This is a genomic window from Streptomyces sp. NPDC051211 (genome assembly GCF_040689505.1).
Classification (GTDB): domain Bacteria; phylum Actinomycetota; class Actinomycetes; order Streptomycetales; family Streptomycetaceae; genus Streptomyces.
The window spans coordinates 12,899-32,334 of record NZ_JBFBAV010000062.1 but is presented as its reverse complement, the minus strand read 5'-3'; the positions used below and the strand labels follow the sequence as shown (position 1 = coordinate 32,334).

The 19,436-nt window shown below is 73.8% G+C and carries 15 protein-coding genes, 1 rRNA gene and 1 pseudogene; 14 read left to right on the top strand and 3 right to left on the bottom strand.

What is annotated here, in order from left to right:
- The 3 genes and pseudogenes from rrf to AB0447_RS33850 form a co-directional block, all read left to right on the top strand.
- A 5S ribosomal RNA gene (rrf, locus tag AB0447_RS33860) occupies positions 1-91 on the top strand; the annotation flags it as partial.
- 198 nt (positions 92-289) lie between these two features.
- Positions 290-928, top strand: a pseudogene (locus tag AB0447_RS33855) (tetratricopeptide repeat protein); the annotation flags it as partial.
- 687 nt (positions 929-1,615) lie between these two features.
- Complete coding sequence (locus AB0447_RS33850; protein ID WP_366480757.1) at positions 1,616-2,515, top strand: tetratricopeptide repeat protein; 900 nt, start codon at positions 1,616-1,618, stop codon at positions 2,513-2,515.
- A 58-nt stretch (positions 2,516-2,573) separates the two neighbouring features.
- On the opposite strand, the gene AB0447_RS33845 is transcribed toward AB0447_RS33850, so the two are convergent.
- Positions 2,574-3,848, bottom strand: coding sequence for a DUF1015 domain-containing protein (locus AB0447_RS33845; protein ID WP_366480751.1), 1,275 nt, complete (start codon positions 3,846-3,848; stop codon positions 2,574-2,576).
- A 98-nt stretch (positions 3,849-3,946) separates the two neighbouring features.
- On the opposite strand from AB0447_RS33845, the gene AB0447_RS33840 reads away from it, so the two are divergent.
- The 4 genes from AB0447_RS33840 (at position 3,947) to AB0447_RS33825 (ending at position 8,041) form a co-directional block, all read left to right on the top strand.
- On the top strand, positions 3,947-5,029 hold the full coding sequence (locus AB0447_RS33840; protein ID WP_366480750.1) for an HAD hydrolase-like protein: 1,083 nt from the start codon (positions 3,947-3,949) through the stop codon (positions 5,027-5,029).
- A gap of 26 nt (positions 5,030-5,055) precedes the next feature.
- On the top strand, positions 5,056-6,102 hold the full coding sequence (locus tag AB0447_RS33835; protein ID WP_366480749.1) for an iron chelate uptake ABC transporter family permease subunit: 1,047 nt from the start codon (positions 5,056-5,058) through the stop codon (positions 6,100-6,102).
- 92 nt (positions 6,103-6,194) lie between these two features.
- Positions 6,195-7,214 carry an iron chelate uptake ABC transporter family permease subunit gene (locus AB0447_RS33830; RefSeq protein ID WP_366480756.1) on the top strand — a complete coding sequence of 340 codons (1,020 nt, stop codon included), beginning with the start codon at positions 6,195-6,197 and terminating at the stop codon, positions 7,212-7,214.
- Between the two features lie 17 nt (positions 7,215-7,231).
- Positions 7,232-8,041 (top strand): ABC transporter ATP-binding protein, encoded by an 810-nt coding sequence (locus AB0447_RS33825; RefSeq protein ID WP_366480748.1) that lies wholly within the window; start codon positions 7,232-7,234, stop codon positions 8,039-8,041.
- Between the two features lie 341 nt (positions 8,042-8,382).
- Here the strand turns inward: AB0447_RS33825 and AB0447_RS33820 are convergent, their stop codons facing one another.
- The gene (locus AB0447_RS33820) at positions 8,383-8,730 is read right to left on the bottom strand and encodes an SCP2 sterol-binding domain-containing protein (RefSeq protein ID WP_366480746.1); all 348 of its coding nucleotides are present in this window, start codon (positions 8,728-8,730) and stop codon (positions 8,383-8,385) included.
- A gap of 45 nt (positions 8,731-8,775) precedes the next feature.
- On the opposite strand from AB0447_RS33820, the gene AB0447_RS33815 reads away from it, so the two are divergent.
- The 5 genes from AB0447_RS33815 to AB0447_RS33795 all read left to right on the top strand — a co-directional run bounded on the left by AB0447_RS33815 (position 8,776) and on the right by AB0447_RS33795 (position 14,243).
- Positions 8,776-9,018, top strand: coding sequence for a hypothetical protein (locus AB0447_RS33815; RefSeq protein ID WP_366480744.1), 243 nt, complete (start codon positions 8,776-8,778; stop codon positions 9,016-9,018).
- 7 nt (positions 9,019-9,025) lie between these two features.
- Entirely contained in the window at positions 9,026-9,841 is an 816-nt protein-coding gene (locus tag AB0447_RS33810; RefSeq protein WP_366480743.1) for a TlyA family RNA methyltransferase, read from the top strand.
- Positions 9,838-10,755 (top strand): NAD kinase, encoded by a 918-nt coding sequence (locus AB0447_RS33805; protein ID WP_366480742.1) that lies wholly within the window; start codon positions 9,838-9,840, stop codon positions 10,753-10,755. The genes AB0447_RS33810 and AB0447_RS33805 overlap by 4 nt, the downstream gene beginning before the upstream one ends.
- Before the next feature lie 99 nt (positions 10,756-10,854).
- Complete coding sequence (gene recN / locus AB0447_RS33800; RefSeq protein WP_366480755.1) at positions 10,855-12,582, top strand: DNA repair protein RecN; 1,728 nt, start codon at positions 10,855-10,857, stop codon at positions 12,580-12,582.
- 539 nt (positions 12,583-13,121) lie between these two features.
- Entirely contained in the window at positions 13,122-14,243 is a 1,122-nt protein-coding gene (locus AB0447_RS33795; RefSeq protein WP_366480741.1) for a glycosyltransferase family 4 protein, read from the top strand.
- A gap of 128 nt (positions 14,244-14,371) precedes the next feature.
- Here the strand turns inward: AB0447_RS33795 and AB0447_RS33790 are convergent, their stop codons facing one another.
- Positions 14,372-15,985: a PucR family transcriptional regulator gene (locus tag AB0447_RS33790; RefSeq protein ID WP_366480754.1), complete on the bottom strand. Its 1,614-nt coding sequence runs from the start codon at positions 15,983-15,985 to the stop codon at positions 14,372-14,374.
- 257 nt (positions 15,986-16,242) lie between these two features.
- Between AB0447_RS33790 and AB0447_RS33785 the strand changes: the two genes are divergently transcribed.
- Together AB0447_RS33785 and AB0447_RS33780 are read left to right on the top strand one after the other, a co-directional pair.
- Positions 16,243-17,778 (top strand): APC family permease, encoded by a 1,536-nt coding sequence (locus AB0447_RS33785; RefSeq protein ID WP_366480740.1) that lies wholly within the window; start codon positions 16,243-16,245, stop codon positions 17,776-17,778.
- A gap of 12 nt (positions 17,779-17,790) precedes the next feature.
- Positions 17,791-19,434 (top strand): NAD(P)/FAD-dependent oxidoreductase, encoded by a 1,644-nt coding sequence (locus AB0447_RS33780; protein WP_366480739.1) that lies wholly within the window; start codon positions 17,791-17,793, stop codon positions 19,432-19,434.
- Positions 19,435-19,436: the final 2 nt, after the last annotated feature.

Sequence of the window (19,436 nt, the reverse complement as noted above, 5' to 3'; positions counted from 1 at the left end):
GCCCGGTTACATTCCGAACCCGGAAGCTAAGCCTTTCAGCGCCGATGGTACTGCAGGGGGGACCCTGTGGGAGAGTAGGACGCCGCCGAACAATCTTTCAAAGGACCCTTGGTCCAGCGTTCAACGCTGGACCAAGGGTCCTTTTTGTTTTTCATCTCTTTACGCCGAAGCGCGGCCATGGGTTGGTTGCGCGAGAATGACTAGCGGTACCCCGAAGACAGGAGTCACACCCATGTCCAACTCTCCCGACGATCGTCCGGAGCGCGAGCCTCGGCGCAACGACGGCGGTGACAGGGGCGGCTACCGCGGGGGCCGTGACGACCGTGGCGGTGACCGTGGCGGCTTCCGTCGCGACGACCGTGGTGGTCGCCCGAGCGGTGGCGGCTTCCGTCGTGACGACCGTGGTGGCCGCCCCGCCGGCGGTGGCGACCGCGGTGGCGACCGCGGTGGTTTCCGTGGTCGTGACGACCGGGGTGGGGACCGTCCTCCCTTCCGTCGTGATGACAACCGCGGTGGTGACCGTCCCAGCTACCCGCGTCGTGATGATGACCGTGGTGGGTTCCGCGGCGGTCGTGATGACCGTGGCGGGGACCGTCCCAGCTACCCGCGCCGCGACGACCGTGGTGGCGACCGTCCGTCGTTCCGCCGCGACGACCGTGGCGACCGCCCGAGCTACCCGCGCCGTGATGATGACCGTGGTGGTCGGCCGAGCGGTGGCGGCTTCCGTCGCGACGACCGCGGTGACCGTCCGAGCTACCCGCGTCGTGATGATGACCGTGGTGGGTTCCGCGGCGGTCGTGATGACCGTGGCGGGGACCGTCCCAGCTACCCGCGCCGCGACGACCGTGGTGGCGACCGTCCGTCGTTCCGCCGCGACGACCGCGGTGACCGCCCGAGCTACCCGCGCCGTGACGATGACCGTGGTGGCCGGCCGAGCGGTGGCGGCTTCCGTCGCGACGACCGTGGCGACCGTCCGAGCTACCCCCGTCGCGAGGACGACCGTGGTGGCCGGCCGAGCGGTGGCGGCTTCCGCCGTGACGACCGTGGCGACCGTCCGAGCTACCCGCGCCGTGAGGACGACCGTGGTGGCCGGCCGAGCGGTGGCGGCTTCCGTCGCGACGACCGTGGCGACCGTCCCAGCTACCCGCGCCGTGATGATGACCGTGGTGGTCGGCCGAGCGGTGGCGGCTTCCGCCGTGACGACCGCGGTGACCGTCCCAGCTACCCGCGCCGTGAGGACGACCGTGGTGGCTTCCGCGGCGGTCGTGACGACCGTGGCGGGGACCGTCCCAGCTACCCCCGCCGCGAGGATGACCGTGGTGGTCGCCCGAGCGGTGGCGGCTTCCGTCGCGACGACCGTGGCGACCGCGGTGACCGTCCGAGCTACCCCCGTCGTGAAGACGACCGTGGCGGGTTCCGCGGCGGCCGTGACGATCGCCGTGATGACCGCGGTGGCGACCGCGGTGGCGACCGTGGCGGCTTCCGTGGCCGTGACGACCGTGGCGGTTACCGCGGGCGCGATGACCGTGGCGGCGACCGTGGCGGTTTCCGCGGCGGCCGTGACGAGCGGGACCGGGACTACCGTGACCGCAGCGACCGGGAGCCCGTGAAGCGGCTGCCGATCGACGACGACGTCACCGGGGACGAGATCGACTCCGACGTCCGCCAGGAGCTGCTCAGCCTGCCCAAGGGCCTGGCCGAGGAAGTCTCCCGGAACCTGGTGATGGTGGCCCGTCTGATCGACGAGGACCCCGAGCAGGCGTACGCGTACTCGCGGATCGCCCTCCGGCTGGCCTCCCGGGTCGCCGCCGTGCGCGAGGCCGCCGGCTTCGCCGCGTACGCGAACCAGAAGTACAGCGAGGCGCTGGCCGAGTTCCGGGCTGCCAAGCGGATGACCGGTTCGGTCGAGCTGTGGCCCGTCATGGCCGACTGCGAGCGCGGCCTCGGCCGGCCCGAGCGTGCTCTGGCCATGGCCGGTGAGCCGGAGGTCCAGAAGCTCGACAAGGCCGGCCAGGTCGAGATGCGGCTGGTCGCTGCCGGGGCGCGCCGGGACATGGGGCAGCTGGACGCCGCCATCGTGACCCTGCAGAGCCCGGAGCTGGCCTCCAGCGCCGTGCAGCCGTGGACCGCGCGCCTGCGGTACGCCTACGCGGACGCCCTGCTGGCGGCCGGTCGTGAGGACGAGGCGCGCGAGTGGTTCGCGAAGACCCTCGAGGCGGACAAGGACGGGGCCACCGACGCCTCCGACCGGCTCGCCGAGATGGACGGGGTGGAGTTCGTCGACGCGATGGACGAGGACGACGAGGACGAGGAGCTCGACGCCATCGACGCCGCCGAGGAAGCGGCGGCCGAGGCGGCCTCGGACATGACCGAGTACTACGACGAGGACGACGAGGAGTACGAGCCGGTCGACGGCCCGGACGCCGAGGACGTCCCCGCCGGTGCCGGTGACGACATCGCCGACGCCGACGACATCGACGACGACGTCGAGGGTGACGGCGGCAGCAAGGCCTAGCGGCACGGAAAAGGGCGGTACCCCGAACGGGGTACCGCCCTTTTCACGTTTCCGGAGCTCAGGCCTCCAGGCTGCGCAGGACCAGCCCGGTGGCCGGCTTCGGGCCGAACGAGGTGGATTTGCGGGGCATGGTGACCCCCTGCCGGGCCAGGTCCCGGACCACTTCCTCCCGTACCGGGTGGAGCAGGACGGCCGTGCCGCCGATCCGCTCGGCCATCTCGACGGTGGCCTCGGTGTCGTGGATGTAGGTGATGTGCTCGGGGGTATCGGGGACGTGCCACAGGGTGTCGAGGAGGGTGGCGTGCAGGACCGTCGCGTCCAGCCGGCGCCACGCCTCGGGGCGGTCGTGCCGCACGGTGCGGTCGAGCAGGGCCGGGTCCGGGTCCGTGACCAGGTGGAAGCGGCCGTCTCCGGTGAGCAGGAAGGCGTTGCCGGTGGCGGCGGCCTCGCCCAGGGCCGCCATGGCGGCGGGCAGCGGGCCTTCGACCTCGCGGACCCGGAAGCCGGGGGTGAGGGCGGCCAGGGCCTCGGGGAGCGGCAGGCGGCGGAGCAGCCGGTGGATCGCGCGGACCTGGAGCGGGTAGCGGGCGGTGTCCACGAGGAGGACCAGGCCGAAGTCCCAGGCGCCGGGGGTGTGGTGTTCCGCCTGGAGCCGCAGGTACGTCGCCCAGCGGTGGTGGCCGTCCGCGATGAGGGCCTGCCGGTGGCCGAGGTCCCTGCTGATGGCCGCGACCTCGGCGGGGTCGGTGATCGCCCACAGGCGGTGCCGGAAGCCGTCCTCGGTGGTGGTGGCGAGGAGGGGGGCGCGGCCGGCCGTGGCCTCCACGATCTCCGCGGCTCCGCCGTCGGGGTCCTCGCCGCGGTAGGTGAGGAGCAACGGTTCGAGGTTGGCGGCGGTGGCCCGCATCAGGCCGGCCCGGTCGGTGACCACGTGGGGCATGACGTCCTCGTGGGGGAGGACGATGCCGGCATCGGCCGTGGAGAGGGCGAGGGCGCCGATGATGCCGCGCTGCAGCAGGTCGCCCTTGCGCTGCTCGTAGACGTACAGGGCGGGTTCGGGGTCGGAGCGGAGGATGCCCTCGGCCAGCCAGTCCTCGAGGGTCCGGGCGGCCTGTTCGTTGCGCTCGTCGGGGGTGTCGGCCTGGGGAAGGATGAGGCGGACGATGTTGTGCGGATCGGCGGACTCGAGGTGGTTGAGTCCGTCGGGGCGCACGACCACGTCGTACGGCGGCGAGGTGACGGCGGCGAGGCTGCCGACGCGTTCGGGGACGTAGCGCAGCCCGTGGAACGGGATCAGGCGGAGTCCGTGTTCCTCGATACCAGGTGTGGTCATTGGTGCATGGTAAGTCGCGTCTCGTGATGCGGGATGATCGGGGCAGTACGGAATTCGGACAAGATCCTTTGCTTGTGACTGAAGAGGAGCGGACGGGGATGAGCCGGCAGAGCAGGACCAGGCCCGCGGGCAGTGAGCGGCGGCTGCACGAGGCGTACGACACGGCTCTGCTGGACCTCGACGGGGTGGTGTACGCGGGCGGGCTGGCCATCGACCACGCCGTGGAGTCGCTGCTGGCGGCACGGGCGGACGGGATGCACCTCGCGTACGTCACCAACAACGCGCTGCGCACGCCGGACGCGGTCGCCGCCCATCTGACCGAGCTGGGCATCCCGACCGAGGCCGGGGAGGTGATCACCTCGGCGCAGGCGGTGGCCCGGCTGATCGCCGACCAACTGCCGGAAGGGTCGCGGGTGCTGGTCATCGGCGGCGAGGGGCTGCGGGTGGCGTTGCGCGAACGCGGGCTGGTGCCGGTGGAGTCGGCGGACGACGACCCGGCCGCGGTGGTCCAGGGGTACGGCGGGCCGGACCTGGCGTGGGGGCGGTTCGCTGAGGCTTCGTACGCGATCGCGCGGGGCGTGCCCTGGTTCGCGTCGAACACGGATCTGACGATTCCGGGGGCGCGGGGGATCGCGCCGGGCAACGGGGCCGCGGTGGAGGTCGTACGGATCGCCACGGGCGCCGAGCCGCAGGTGGCGGGGAAGCCGCTGCCGCCGATGCACCGGGAGACCATCCTGCGGACCGGGGCCGAGCGGCCGCTGGTGGTGGGGGACCGGCTGGACACGGACATCGAGGGCGCGTTCTACGGGGAGGTGGACTCGCTGCTGGTGCTGACCGGGGTGACGGACGCGGCGCAGCTGCTGCGGGCCGAGCCGAAGTACCGGCCGACGTACGTGGACCGGGATCTGCGGGGGCTGCTGACGGGGCAGCCGGAGGTGCGCGAGCACGACGGGTTCTTCGAATGCGGCGGCTGGCGGGCCGGGGTCGTCGACGACGAGCTGGTGCTGACACCGCTTCAGGAGTCCGCGGCGGTCCCGGGTGGTTCCGCGGCGGGTGGTTCCGCTGCGGACGGGGACCCGGTCGACGGGCTGCGGGCGCTGTGTGCGGCGGCCTGGACGCATGCCGGGGACGGGGTGTGCGCGCTGGACGGCGGGAAGGCCCTGGCCAGGATCGGGCTTTGATGGAAGGGTAGGCTAACCTAACTCGGGTGTTGGTCGAGAGTCCCCCCGAACAGAGCGCCGTGCCGCCCGCCGCCCCCGGCGCACGCACCGGCGCACGCGCCGTCGGTCTGTCGGCCGCCGGCGCCGCCCTGGTGCTGATCGCGACGGCCAGTCTCGCCATGGGCGCCAGGGCGATGCCCCTGGAGGAGGTCTGGCACGGCCTGTTCCACTACACCGGAACGCCGTCCGACGTGGTGGTGCACGACCTGCGGATCCCGCGCACCCTGCTCGGCCTGATGGTCGGCGCCGGGCTCGGCCTGTCCGGTGCGGTCATGCAGGCGCTGACCCGCAACCCGCTCGCCGAGCCCGGCATCCTCGGCGTCAACGCCGGCGCCGCGGCCGCCGTGGTCTCCGCGATCAGCTTCCTCGGGGCCAACTCGCTCGGCGAGTTCGTCTGGTACGCCTTCGCCGGCGCCGCCCTGGTGTCGGTGGTCGTGTACGTCCTCGGCGGCAGCCGCAGCGCCACCCCGGTCCGGCTGGCCCTCGCCGGTACGGCGGCCAGCGCGGCCCTCGTCGGCTACATCAACGCCGTCCAGCTCATGGACAGCAACGCGATGGACAAGCTGCGCTTCTGGACGGTCGGCTCGCTGGCCTCCGCCACCATGGAGACCGTCCGGCAGGTCGCGCCGTTCCTCCTGGCCGGCGCCGTCCTGGCGCTCGCGCTGGGCCGGCCGCTCAACGCGATGGCCATGGGCGACGACACGGCGCGTGCCCTCGGCGCCCACCTGAACCGCACCCGGATCGCCGCGATGGCCGCCATCACCCTGCTGTGCGGGGCCGCGACCGCCGCCTGCGGGCCGATCGTCTTCATCGGGCTGATGGTCCCGCACCTGGTACGCGCCTTCACCGGACCGGACATGCGGTGGGTCCTCGCCTACTCGGCGGTGCTCTCGCCCGCGCTGCTGCTCGGAGCGGACGTCATCGGCCGGATCGTCACCCGGCCCGCCGAACTCCAGGTCGGCATCGTCACCGCGCTCATCGGCGGGCCCGTCTTCATCTTCCTGGTACGGCGCAAGAGGATGGCCCAGCTGTGACCGTGACCGCCGCCACCTCCGAGGCCGGCCCGGGAGGCGCCCCGGAGACCGGCCCGCGTAAGCCGTCGCGCGGGTCCCGGCGGCCGCGGGCGCTGCGCGGGCCCGGCCGGACCTCGCTGCGGATCGAACCGCGCTCCCTCACGGTCGGCCTGCTGCTGACCGCCGTGATGCTGCTGATGGCCGTCGTGCTGATCGGCACCGGCGACTTCCCCATCGCGCCCCTGGACGTCGTACGCACCCTCCTGGGCCACGGGGCCCCCGCCGACGAGTTCATCGTCCACGACCTGCGGCTGCCGCGGGTCCTCGTGGCGGTACTGGTCGGCGCCGCACTCGGCATGGCCGGGGCCGTCTTCCAGTCGGTGTCCCGCAACCCGCTCGGCTCACCCGATCTGCTCGGCTTCGGGCACGGCGCCGCGGTCGGCGCCCTCGGCGTCATCGTCCTGTTCAAGGGCGACGCCGAAACGGTGGCGGCCGGCGCCCTCGCCGGCGGCCTGCTGACCGGCGGAGCCATCTACCTGCTGGCGTACAAGCGCGGCATCAACGGCTACCGGCTGGTGCTCGTCGGCATCGGCGCCTCCGCCATGCTGATCGCGGGCATCCAGTACCTGCTCACCAAGTCCCAGCTGGTCGATGCCACCCGCGCGATGATCTGGCTGACCGGCTCCCTCGCGGGCCGCGACTGGGCGCAGGTGGGGCCGCTCGCGGCGACCTGCGCGGTGTTGTTCCCGCTGGTCCTCGGCCAGGGCCGGGCCCTGCGGATGATGGAGATGGGCGACGATGCCGCGGCCGCGGTGGGCGTACGGGTGGAACGCACCCGGATGCTGCTCATGCTGGCGGCGATCCTGCTGACCACGGCCGCCGCCGCGGCCGCCGGGCCGATCGCCTTCGTGGCCCTGGCCGCACCCCAGCTGGCCCGGCGGCTCACCCGGTCGCCCGGCTCCAACCTGATCTCCGGCGCGCTCATGGGCGCCGTACTGCTGCTGGTGTCCGACTGGGCCGCGCAGCGCGCCTTCGGCTCCGCCCAGCTGCCGGTGGGCGTGGTGACCGGGCTGGTCGGCGGGGTCTATCTGCTGTGGCTGCTCGTCACCGAGCGCAGGGCGGGACGCATATGAGAACAAGGAGTACGCACGTGCAGCGGCTGACCGCGGAGAACGTCACCCTCGGCTACGACCGGCGGGTCATCGCGGAGAACCTGTCGGTGGAGATCCCCGACAACTCCTTCACGGTGATCGTCGGCCCGAACGCCTGCGGCAAGTCCACGCTGCTGCGCGCGCTGTCGCGGATGCTGAAGCCGACGGCCGGGAGGGTGCTGCTGGACGGGCACGCGATCGGATCGATGCCGGCGAAGAAGGTCGCCAAGACGCTCGGGCTGCTGCCGCAGTCGTCGATCGCGCCGGACGGGATCACGGTCGCGGACCTGGTGTCGCGGGGGCGGTACCCGCACCAGGGGCTGCTGCGGCAGTGGTCGCCGGAGGACGAGCGGATCGTGCAGGAATCGATGGCGTCGACGGGGGTTGCGGAGCTGGCCGACCGGGCGGTGGACGAGCTGTCCGGGGGGCAGCGGCAGCGGGTGTGGATCGCGATGGCACTGGCCCAGCAGACACCGCTGCTGCTGCTCGACGAGCCGACGACGTATCTGGACATCCAGCACCAGATCGACGTGCTGGACCTGTGCGCGGAGCTGCACGAGACGCAGGGGCGGACGCTGGTGGCGGTGCTGCACGACCTGAACCATGCGGCTCGGTACGCGACGCACCTGATCGCGCTGCGTGGTGGGGAGGTGGTGGCGGAGGGGGCGCCGGCCTCCGTCGTCACCGCGGAGCTGGTGGAGCACGTGTTCGGACTGCGGTGCCAGGTGATCTCCGATCCGGCGACCGGGACCCCCTTGGTGGTCCCGGCTGCCCGGAGCGAGCGTCGCCGCGCGGCGGCGGTGGCGTAGCGGGCCTCGGCCCGCCCCCCGTGTGCCGCTGGGCGCGGCTGCGCCGGCGGGGCGGGGGTTGCGCTGGGCTGCTGGGGCTCCGCCCCAGGCCCCGCGCCTCAAGCGCCGGCGGGGCTGGAGTGGGCTGTGCCCGGCCCCCGGGTGCGGGGCGGGGGTTGCGGCTGGGCTGCTGGGGCTCCGCCCCAGACCCCGCGCCTCAAACGCCGGCGGGGCTGGGTTCGGCTGCGCCCGCCTCAAGCGCCGGCGGGGCTGGGTTCGGCTGCGCCCGCATCAAACGCCGGCGGGGCTGGGTTCGGCTGCGCCCGCATCAAACGCCGGCTGGAGTGGGCGGCTGGGGTTGGCTAGAGCAGGGTGCGGAGGCGGAGGAGGTCGCGGAAGCCGGCTTCCAGGCGGACTCGGCCGCCCGTCCAGGCCTTCGCGAAGTTCAGGGTGCCCGCGACCATCGCCACCAGGTCGTCACCGGTCATCGCCAGCCGGATCTCCGCCTTCTCGCGGGGCGGGCCGGGTGAGAGTGCGTCCACCCGGATGCGGCCGCCGTCCAGCCGGCCGGTGAAGGTCTGGTCGAGGTCGGTGATGTGGCAGCTCAGGGACCGGTCGAGCGCGGCCGCGCCGCGCACGCCCTCGTCGGCCCGCGCCAGGTTGCCGGAAAGCTGGTCGAGTGCGGCTCGGCACTCCTCGATCGTCGCCATGGTGCTGCCGACCGTACCGCAGCGCCAGCAGGTAGCGTCGGGGCCATGAACGACGAAGAGCCCACCACCGAGCCGGCCGAGGCGGCCCGCCCCGCCCCGCTCGGGGTGGCCCGCACCTCCACCGGCCGTGCCGAGATCGACGCACAGCTCGCGCGGCTGGCCGATGCCGACCACCTCCCGGCGGACGGCCACGTCGAGGTGTACGAGGATGTGCACAGGGGGTTGCGTGACGCGCTGACCGCGCTGGACGCGCCCCAGGCATCTCGTCCGTACGACATCAGGAGCTGAACCGAACGTGGCAGGAGTGGCACGCCGCCGCCTGGACGCCGAACTGGTACGCCGCAAGATGGCGCGCTCGCGGGAGCACGCCGGCCAGTTGATCGCCGCCGGCCGCGTCACCGTGGGCGGCGCCACCGCGACCAAGGCCGCCACCCAGGTCGAGACCAGCGCCGCGCTGGTGGTGCTGAAGGACGACAGCGACCCCGAGTACGTCTCGCGCGGCGGGCACAAGCTCGCCGGGGCGCTGGCCGCGTTCCAGCCGCAGGGGCTGCGGGTGGAGGGCCGCCGGGCGCTGGACGCGGGCGCCTCCACCGGCGGGTTCACCGACGTCCTGCTGCGCGCGGGGGTCGCCCACGTCGTCGCCGTCGACGTCGGCTACGGCCAGCTCGCCTGGTCCCTGCAGAGCGACGACCGGGTCACCGTCAAGGACCGGACCAACGTCCGCGAGCTGACGCTGGAGCAGATCGACGGGGAGCCGGTCGACCTCGTCGTCGGCGATCTCTCGTTCATCTCGATCGGGCTGGTGCTGCCCGCCTTGGTGCGCTGCACCGCACCCGACGCCGACCTGGTGCTGATGGTCAAGCCGCAGTTCGAGGTCGGCAAGGAGCGGCTCGGCAGCGGCGGCGTGGTCCGCAGCCCCGAGCTGCGCGCCGAGGCGGTGCGGGAGGTCGCCCGGCAGGCCGGCGGGCTGGGGCTGGGCGTACTCGGAGTGACGGCGAGCCCGCTGCCGGGCCCGTCGGGCAATGTCGAATACTTTCTGTGGCTGCGGGCGGGGGCACCGGCACTCGACCCGGCGGATGTTGACCGTGCAGTGGCGGAGGGGCCGCGGTGACAAGTTCTACTGCTTCAACGACAGGGCGGACCGTCTTCCTGGTCGCGCACACCGGCCGGCCGGCCGCGATCCGCAGTGCGGAGCTGGTCGTCCAGGGGCTGCTCCGGTGCGGGCTGGGCGTCCGGGTCCTCGCCCACGAGGCGGCCGACCTGCCGCTGCCGCCCGAGGTCGAGCTCGTCACCGAGACCACCGAGGGCGTCCTCGACGGATGCGAGCTGCTGATCGTGCTGGGCGGTGACGGCACCCTGCTGCGCGGAGCCGAGTTCGCCCGCGGCTCCGGCGTGCCGATGCTCGGCGTCAACCTGGGCCGGGTCGGCTTCCTCGCCGAAGCCGAACGCGACGACCTGGACAAGGTCGTCGACCGGGTGGTCACCAAGGCCTACGAGGTCGAGGAGCGGATGACCCTCGACGTGCTGGTCCGCAGCAACGGGGACATCGTCCACCGGGACTGGGCGCTCAACGAAGCTGCCGTCCAGAAGGTGTCCCCGGAGCGGATGCTGGAGGTCGTGCTCGAGATCGACGGGCGGCCGGTCTCCGGCTTCGGCTGCGACGGGATCGTCTGCGCGACCCCGACCGGCTCCACGGCGTACGCCTTCTCCGCGGGCGGACCGGTGGTCTGGCCGGAGGTCGAGGCACTGCTGATGGTCCCGATCAGCGCCCACGCGCTGTTCGCCAAGCCGCTGGTGACCTCGCCCACATCCGTGCTCGCGGTGGAGGTGCAGACCGGCACCCCGCACGGGGTGCTCTGGTGCGACGGGCGGCGCACCGTCACGCTGCCGCCCAGCGCCCGCGTCGAGGTCCGCCGCGGCACCGTCCCGGTGCGGCTCGCCCGGCTGCACCACGCGGTGTTCACGGACCGGCTGGTGGCGAAATTCGCCCTCCCGGTCGCGGGCTGGCGCGGGGCCCCGCACTAGGCGCCCGCGGAAGGGGCGTAACCCGATCGGTGCGGGGGGACGGGGTGAGGTCGCATGGCACGGGCCAATCCTCGATATGGTCGGTCCGTGCTTGAGGAGATGCGGATACGGTCGCTCGGAGTCATCGACGACGCGGTGGTCGAGCTGTCGCCCGGATTCACCGCGGTGACCGGCGAGACCGGCGCGGGCAAGACCATGGTCGTCACCAGCCTCGGGTTGCTGCTCGGCGGCCGGGCCGACCCCGCCCTGGTGCGCGTCGGGTCCAAGGCCGCGGTGGTCGAGGGCCGGATCGTCGTACGTCCCGGGGCGCCCGCCGCGCTGCGGGCCGAGGAGGCCGGGGCCGAGCTGGACGACGGTGCGCTGCTGATCAGCCGGACCGTTTCCGCCGAGGGGCGCTCGCGCGCCCACGTCGGCGGGCGGTCCGTGCCGGTCGGGCTGCTCGGCGAGCTCGCGGACGACCTGGTCGCCGTACACGGGCAGACCGACCAGCAGGGCCTGCTCCGGCCGGCCCGGCAGCGGCAGGCGCTGGACCGGTACGCCGGGGACGCGGTCGCGGTCCCGCTGGAGAAGTACTCGGCCGCCTACCGCCGGCTGCGGGCGGTCGCCGGCGAGCTGGAGGAGATCACCACCCGGGCCCGGGAACGCGCCCAGGAGGCCGATCTGCTGCGGTTCGGGCTGGAGGAGATCGCGGCCGTGGAGCCCAGGGCCGGCGAGGACGTCGAGCTCGCGGCGGAGGCCGAGCGGCTCGGCCACGCCGAATCGCTGGCCTCGGCGGCGCTCCTCGCGCACGCCGCGCTCGCCGGCAACCCGGAGGACCCGGAAGCCGTCGACGCCAACACGCTCGTGGCGGGCGCGCACCGGGCCCTGGAGTCCGTACGCGCGCACGACCCGGCGACCCTCGGCGGGCTCGCCGAGCGGATCGGGGAACTGGGCATCCTGCTGGCCGACGTGGCCGGAGAACTCGCCGGATACGCGGACAACCTGGACGCGGACCCGCTGCGGCTCGCGGCGGTCGAGGAGCGCCGGGCCGCGCTCACCCAGCTGACCAGGAAGTACGGGGACTCCGTCGACTCGGTGCTGGCCTGGGCCGAGCAGGGCTCCGCCCGGCTGCTGGAACTGGACGGCGACGACGAGCGGATCGGCGAGCTGACCGCGGAACGCGACGGGCTGCGGGCGGAACTATCGCAGCTGGCACAGGCGTTGACCGACGCGCGGGTGGAGGCGGCGGAACGGTTCGGGTCGGCGGTGACGTCGGAGCTGGCCTCGCTGGCGATGCCGCACGCGCGGGTCACCATCGACATCCGGCAGACCGAGGACCCCTCCGGTGACGGGGTGGAGGTCGGCGGACGCTGCGTCGTGTACGGGCCGTCCGGCGCGGACGAGGTCGAACTGCTCCTCGCCCCGCACCCGGGCGCGCAGCCGCGGCCGATCGCCAAGGGCGCGTCGGGCGGTGAGCTGTCCCGGGTGATGCTGGCGGTGGAGGTCGTCTTCGCCGGCTCGGACCCGGTGCCGACGTACCTCTTCGACGAGGTCGACGCGGGGGTCGGCGGCAAGGCGGCGGTGGAGGTCGGCCGGCGGCTGGCCAAGCTGGCGAAGTCGGCGCAGGTCGTCGTGGTCACCCACCTGCCGCAGGTGGCGGCGTTCGCCGACCGGCAGCTGCTGGTGGAGAAGACCAACGACGGGTCCGTGACCCGGTCCGGGGTCACCGTGCTGGAGGGCGAGGACCGGATCCGGGAGCTGTCGCGGATGCTGGCCGGCCAGGAGGACTCGGAGACGGCCCGGGCCCACGCGGAGGAACTGCTGGCGGCGGCCCGCGCGGACGCGTAGCGGACCCTGCCTCGGCTCTGCGGGGGCGTGGGTTCCGGGTGGCTGCGCGGATGCGTGGCGGACCTTGGCCTCGGCCCTGCGGTGGCGTGGCTCCGGGTGGCAGCGCGGCGGCTAAGCGGACTTCGCCTCGGCTCTGCGGGGGCGTGGGTTCCGGGTGGCTGCGCGGATGCGTGGCGGACCTTGGCCTCGGCCCTGCGGGGCGGGCTCCGGGTGCCCGCGCGGATGCGTGGCGGGATGCCGGTTCGGTTCCGCGGGGGCATGCGCTCGTGTGGGCCCTGGGTGCTTTTCGGTACCCCGCCTCGCCGCCCGCGGGGCGTGCGCGCCGGCGGGTGGTGTGGTCGGGGGCTGCGGGTGCGCCGGTTGCGCCCCCGGGGTGGCCCGCCGGGCGGCGCTGCCGCACCCGTGTGGGTGATAGCTGGAGGGGTGTGGCGGGTTCTCGTACGGCATCCGCACCCGTATGGTCCCGGAACGCGCGTACGGGCTGGCATCCTGGGCGACGTCTCTGGCATCCGCACCACCCTCTTCCAGGAGCCCCGGCCGTGAGCAGTACCCCGGTTCCGGCCCCGCCCTACGGGCGGCCGCCGCTGCGCACCGTGCAAGTGCTGGGCGGTGCCGGCGCCGGTGCCGGTGCCGGGGCGGGCAGCAGCGCGCACGTGCGGTCCCTGGCCGGCGGGCTGGCCGCGCGCGGCGTACGGGTCACCGTGTGCGCGCCCGTCGCCGCCGAAGGGGAGTACGACTTCACCGGCGCGGGCGCGCAGTTCGAGCCCTCGGCGGTGAACGCGCTGCGGGTCGCCTGTGCCGGGGCGGACATCGTGCACGCGCACGGCCTCCAGGCCGGGATGCGGGCAGCGCTGGCCCTGCGCGGGCGGCGGGTGCCACTGGTGGTGACCTGGCACGCCGGGCCCGCCACCGGCCCCGGCCCGCTGGCCGGGCTGACCCGGCTGCTGGAACGGCGGGTGGCCCGGGCCGCCGCGGTCGTCCTGGGCACCTCCTCCGACCAGGTGGACCTGGCCCGCCGGCGCGGCGCGCGGGACGCCCGGCTGGCACCGGTCACCGTGCCCGGCGCCCGGTTCGTACCGGGGGATCCCGGCAAGGTCCGGGCCGAACTGGGCGCGGTGGAACGGCCCTTGGTCATCGCCGTGGGCAGCCTGGTGCCGCACCGCGGGTACTCGGTGCTGCTGGACGCGGCCAGGGAATGGCGGGCCCTGGACCCCGTACCGCTGGTGGTGATCGCGGGGGAGGGGCGGCTGCGGGCCGAGCTCACCCGGCGCATCGAGCAGGAAGGGCTCCCGGTCCGGCTGCTGGGGCAGCGGCCGGACGTGGCCGAGCTGCTGGCGGCGTCCGACGTGGCGGTACTGCCGAGCCGCTGGGAGGCACGGTCCCTGCTGGCGCAGGAGGCGCTGCGGGCGGGGGTGCCGCTGGTGGCGACGGCGGTGGGGGGTGTGCCGGAGCTGGTGGGGGATGCGGGGGTGCTGGTGCCGTACGGGGATGCGGGGGCGCTGGCGGAGGCGGTGTCGGGGTTGCTGGGGGATTCGGGGCGGCGGGGGGAGTTGGTGCGGGCGGGGTTGGTGCAGGCGGCGACTTGGCCGTCGGAGGATGACACGGTGGCGCAGGTCTTGGCGGTGTACGACGAGCTGATGGAGCGGTTCCGCCCGGCCTGAGCCGCTGAGCGGCATTCCAGCCCGCGCGGCGTTTGAGCGCACCCGGCGCGAAGCGCCCAGACCGGGGGGGTGGGGGCCTGCCCCTAGTTTCGGGAAGGGGCGGGGTGGGGGAAGGCCCCGCGCAGCGGCTACGGCGTGTGGCGGCGGGCGCGGAGGGCGAGGCTGAGGGCGAGGACCGTTTCCGGGTCGTCCAGGTCGGTGCCCAGGAGTTCCGAGATGCGGGCCAGCCGGTTGTACAGGGTCTGCCGGTTCAGGTGCAGCTCGCGGGCCGTCTCCGCCTTGCGGCCCGCGTGCGCCAGATACGTCTCCAGGGTGGGCAGCAGCGGCGGCCGCGAGGCCGCGTCGTGGGTGCGGAGCGGGCCGATCGCGCGGTCCACGAAGGCCGCCAGGTCCGGGTGCTCGCGGAGCCGCCACAGCAGCAGGTCGATGTCGAGGCGGCGGGCGTCGTACCAGGGGCGGGCCGGCAGGCCCTGCGCGGCGGTGGCGGTTTCGGCCGCGTGCCGCAAGCCGGAGGAGGCCGCCGCCCAGCCGCCCGCGACGCCCACCACCACGGCCGGCGGCGAGCCGGCCCGGTCCAGGCCCGCCCGCTCCACGCCGGCCCGCAGCGCCGCCGCCACCCGGTCGGCGACCGCCGTCCGCTCGGACTCGGTGCGCAGGCCGACCAGGAGGGGGACCCGGCCCTCGACCGGCCGGACGCCCAGCAGCACCGGCACGCCCACCGAGGAGAGTTCCTCCAGGACGGCTCGGGCGAGGACCGCCCAGTTCCCGGCCGGGCCCAGGTCGGCGGCCAGCCGCATCACCACCGGGAGCAGCGGGCCGGAGCCCGGTTTGAAGCCGAGCACCCGGGCCTGTGCCGGGGCGTCCTCAGCCGAGATCCGGCCCTCCGCGAGGTCGGTGAGGAAGTCGCCGCGGCCGCGCGCGGCCAGCTCCTCCTCCTGGCGGGCCTGCATCAGGACCACCGCCAGCACGCCCGCCGTGCGTTCCGCCGCCATCCGGTGCACCGGCAGCAGCGGCCCGGACACGCCGACGAGCACCAGCCGGGCGCGTACCGCTCCGGTGCCGGGGCCGCCGCCCGGCACGTCGATCGGCACGGAGTTGGCGGACGGCTCCGCTTCCCGGCCCCGCAGCCCCTCCCACACCTGCAGGGGGTCGGCGGCCGCGTCCCCCGACGCGCTGCCGGCCGCGTACAGGAGCTGGCCGTCCGGGGTCTCCAGGAACACCGGGTTTCCGGTGAAATCGGCCAGGATGCGCAGGACTTGGGGGATGCCGCCGCCGCCGAGCAGGGCCTCGGTGCAGCGCCGGTGGACCTCCTCGGCGCGCTGGAGCAGCGCGTAGTGCCCGTTGACGATCTCGGTGTGGACCTCCTCCGTGACGGCCACGAAGGGGACCTCGCGGTGCAGTTGCACCAGGGGCAGGCCGGCCGCCCGCGCCGTGTCGACGATCGTCGCCGGCAGCCGGGTGAACCGCGGGCCCAGCTCGACCACCAGTGCGGCGATGCCCCGGTCGGCGAGGCGGCGTACGAAGGCCCGCTGTTCGGCCGGCCGGGTGCCGAGTCCCAGGCCCGTGGTGAGCAGCAGCTCGCCGCCCTTGAGCAGGGACGCGATGTTCGGCACCTCGCCGGCGTGCACCCAGCGCACGGTCCGGCCGAGCCGGTCGGCTCCTGCCACCACCTCGGGGAGTCCGCTGCGCAGCCCCGGTAGTTCCAGTGCCCGTTGAACGGTGATCCCGCCCTGGTTGTCCATATCGCGGTCCATGTGGCCGGACGGTACCCGCAGGCGTGTTCCAAGAACATCACCCGGGCGTTTCGAGGTCCGCTCTGCCCTCGTACGGCCCGACAACTCGTCGGCTCCGCAAGAGGATTATCGGACCGCATGCCGATTGTGGTCTGCATCACGCACCGGGAGAGTGGGCGCCCTCCCGGCAGCGGCCCCGGCAGCGACCGGCCGCCGCCGCGGCAGCCGCACCCGATCCGAGACGTACGACAGGAACGAGGACGAACATGAGCAGTGGCTCCCCCGGCACGCGCGACGTTCAACGGCTCAAGGCCAACTCGGTCGGACTGGTCGGCGTCGTGTTCATGGCCGTGGCCACCGCCGCCCCGATCACCGCGATGACCGGCAACCTCCCCATCGCGGTCGGCTTCGGCAACGGCACCGGCGCCCCCGCCGGCTACCTCTTCGCCACCCTGGTCCTGACCGTCTTCGCGGTCGGCTACGTCGCCATGGCCAAGCGGATCACCGCGGCCGGCGCCTTCTACGGGTACATCTCGCACGGCCTCGGCCGGATCGCCGGCATGGCCTCCGGCATGCTCGCCGTGCTCGCCTACATCGTCTTCGAGGCGTCGATCGTCGGCGTCTTCTCCTACTTCGCCCAGACCACCGTCGAGGACCAGCTCGGCATCGACCTGCCGTGGATCGTCTACGCGGCCGGCATGCTCGCCGTCACCGCCGCCCTCGCCCACTTCGACATCAACCTCACCGCGAAGGCCCTGGGCGTGATGCTCATCGCCGAGATCGCGGTCCTGTTCGCCGTCGCCACCGCCGTGCTCATCGCGGGAGGCGGACCCGACGGCATCCCCCTCGAACCCGTCAACCCCGCGAACGCCTTCACCGGAACCTCCGCCGGCCTCGGCCTCTTCTTCGCCTTCTGGTCCTGGGTCGGCTTCGAGTCCACCGCCATGTACGGCGAGGAGTCCCGCGACCCCAAGCGGGTGATCCCCAAGGCGACGCTGATCTCCGTCGTCGGCGTCGGACTCTTCTACATCTACGTCTCCTGGATGACCATCGCCGGCAACGGCCTCTCCCGCTCCGTCGAACTCTCCTCCTCCACCAGCCCCCTGGACCTGTTCTTCGCCCCCACCCAGTCCTTCATCGGCGCCTGGGCCGTGGACGCCTTCCAGTGGCTGCTGCTCACCGGCTCCTTCGCCTGCGGCATGGCCTTCCACCAGTGCGCCGCCCGCTACCTGTACGCCATCGGCCGCGAGGGCTTCCTGCACCCCGGCCTCGGCCGCACCCACCCCCGGCACGGCTCCCCGCACCTGGCGTCGGTCGTCCAGACCGGCGTCGCCACCGCCCTGGTCGCCGGCTTCTGGCTGACCGGCCAGGACCCGTACCTGCACCTGTACACCCTGCTCGCGATCCTCGGCACCATGGCGATCCTGATCGTCCAGACCCTGTGCTCCTTCGCCGTCATCGGCTACTTCCGCAAGAACCACCCCGAGGACCGGCACTGGTTCAAGACCCTGACCGCCCCCCTGCTCGGCGGGATCGGAATGACCGCCGTGGTCGTCCTGCTGGTCATCAACATGGAGACCGCGGCCGGCAGCGCCGCCGGATCCGTCTTCTTCAAGCTCATCCCCTGGATCGTCGGCGCGGTCTTCCTCGGCGGCCTCGGGCTCGGCCTGTGGCTCAAGGCCAAGGCACCCGCCCGCTACGAGATCATCGGCCGGATCGTCCTGGAGGACGCCGCCGAACGCACCGACGACCCCGCCCCCTCGGCCCCGTCCGCCCCGCCGGCCCCGTCCGCCACCGTCTGAGGAGCCACCGCCATGGCCCGCACGCCCCTCATGCACGCCCTGAAGCAGCTCGCAGCCGACCACGCGGCCGCCCGCCGGCTGGAGCTCCCCGTCGCCGAGGTCCGCGGCCTCGGCCGCCGCGCACTCCTGGCCCGCGCCGCCGGCCTCGGCCTCGGCCTCACCGCCCTGGGCGCCGCGCCCGCCACCGCCGCCGTGCCCGCGGCCGCCGCCGACACCCTCCCCGACAAGAAGCCCGTCGGCGGTGCCCGCATCGCCGTCGTCGGCGCCGGCATCTCCGGCCTCACCGCCGCCCTCACCCTCCAGGACGCAGGCCTGCCCTGCACCCTCTACGAGGCCGACCCGAGCAGGGTCGGCGGCCGCATGTGGACCCAGCGCGGCCACTGGGCGTACGGGCAGACCTCCGAGATCGGCGGCGAGCTGATCGACACCAGCCACAAGAAGATCCTGGAACTGTGCCGCCGCTTCGACCTGCCCGTCGAGGACTTCCTCGGCGGCGGCCCCAACGGCGCCGAGGAAGTGCTGTGGTTCGACGGCGGCTACTACCCGCGCCACCAGGCCGACGAGGACTTCAAGGCCGTCTACCAGGCCCTGCGCCGCGACCTCCAGGAAGCCGGCGAGGTCACCTGGAACACCACCACCCCGGCCGGCACCGCCCTGGACGACATGTCCATCCACGAATGGATCGAGACCCGGGTCCCCGGCGGACACGCCTCCCGGCTGGGGCAGTTCATCGACGTCGCCTACAACGTCGAGTACGGGGCCGACACCGACCGGCAGTCCGCCCTCGCCCTGGTCCTGCTCATGGGCTACCAGCCCAACCCCGGCCACTTCAACGTGTGGGGCCTGTCCAACGAGCGCTACCACATCACCGGCGGCAACGACCGGCTCCCCAACGCCATCGCCCAGGCCCTGCCCTCCGGTTCGCTCGTCATGGGCCGCGAACTGCTCGCCGTACGCGCCAACGCCGACGGCACCCAGACCCTCACCTTCGACGATGCCGGAGCCACCCGCACCGTCACCGCCGACCACACCGTCCTCTGCCTGCCCCTGCCGGTCCTGCAGCGGATCGACACCTCACAGGCCGGCTTCGACCCGCTGATGCGGAACCTGCTGCGGGACGCCCGGATGGGCCACTGCACCAAGCTCAACATGCAGTTCACCACCCGGCCCTGGCGCGGCACCGGCCCCTGGCCGGGAGTCTCGGCCGGCGACTGCTTCACCGACACCGACGTCCAGCAGACCTGGGACACCACCAAGCTGCAGCCCGGCAACGGCGGCATCCTGCTCCAGTACGGCGGCGGCAGCCTCGCCCAGGCCCTCACCCCGGCCACCCCCTTCGCCACCGAGTCCGACCCGTACGTACGCAGCCTCGCCGGCCGCATGCTCACCGGCATCGACGCCTTCTACCCCGGGACCAAGGCCGCCTGGACCGGCCGGGCCCAGCTGTCCGCCTGGCACCGCAACCCGTACTCCCTGGGCGCGTACTCCTACTGGCCCACCGGCTACCTGCACCGGTACGCGAAGTACGAGGGAACCGCCCAGGGCCGCATCCACATCGGCGGCGAGCACTGCAGCTACGACTTCCAGGGCTTCATGGAGGGCGGCGCCACCGAGGGGGAGCGGGCGGCCCGGGAGGTGATCGCCGCCCTGAGCTGAGC

Coding starts and splice junctions, on each gene's coding strand:
- AB0447_RS33845 (WP_366480751.1), bottom strand. CDS start 3,848: ATGACCACACCTGGTATCGAGGAACACGGACTCCGCCTGATCCCGTTC.
- AB0447_RS33840 (WP_366480750.1), top strand. CDS start 3,947: ATGAGCCGGCAGAGCAGGACCAGGCCCGCGGGCAGTGAGCGGCGGCTG.
- AB0447_RS33820 (WP_366480746.1), bottom strand. CDS start 8,730: ATGGCGACGATCGAGGAGTGCCGAGCCGCACTCGACCAGCTTTCCGGC.
- AB0447_RS33815 (WP_366480744.1), top strand. CDS start 8,776: ATGAACGACGAAGAGCCCACCACCGAGCCGGCCGAGGCGGCCCGCCCC.
- recN (WP_366480755.1), top strand. CDS start 10,855: ATGCGGATACGGTCGCTCGGAGTCATCGACGACGCGGTGGTCGAGCTG.
- AB0447_RS33790 (WP_366480754.1), bottom strand. CDS start 15,985: ATGGACAACCAGGGCGGGATCACCGTTCAACGGGCACTGGAACTACCG.
- AB0447_RS33785 (WP_366480740.1), top strand. CDS start 16,243: ATGAGCAGTGGCTCCCCCGGCACGCGCGACGTTCAACGGCTCAAGGCC.
- AB0447_RS33780 (WP_366480739.1), top strand. CDS start 17,791: ATGGCCCGCACGCCCCTCATGCACGCCCTGAAGCAGCTCGCAGCCGAC.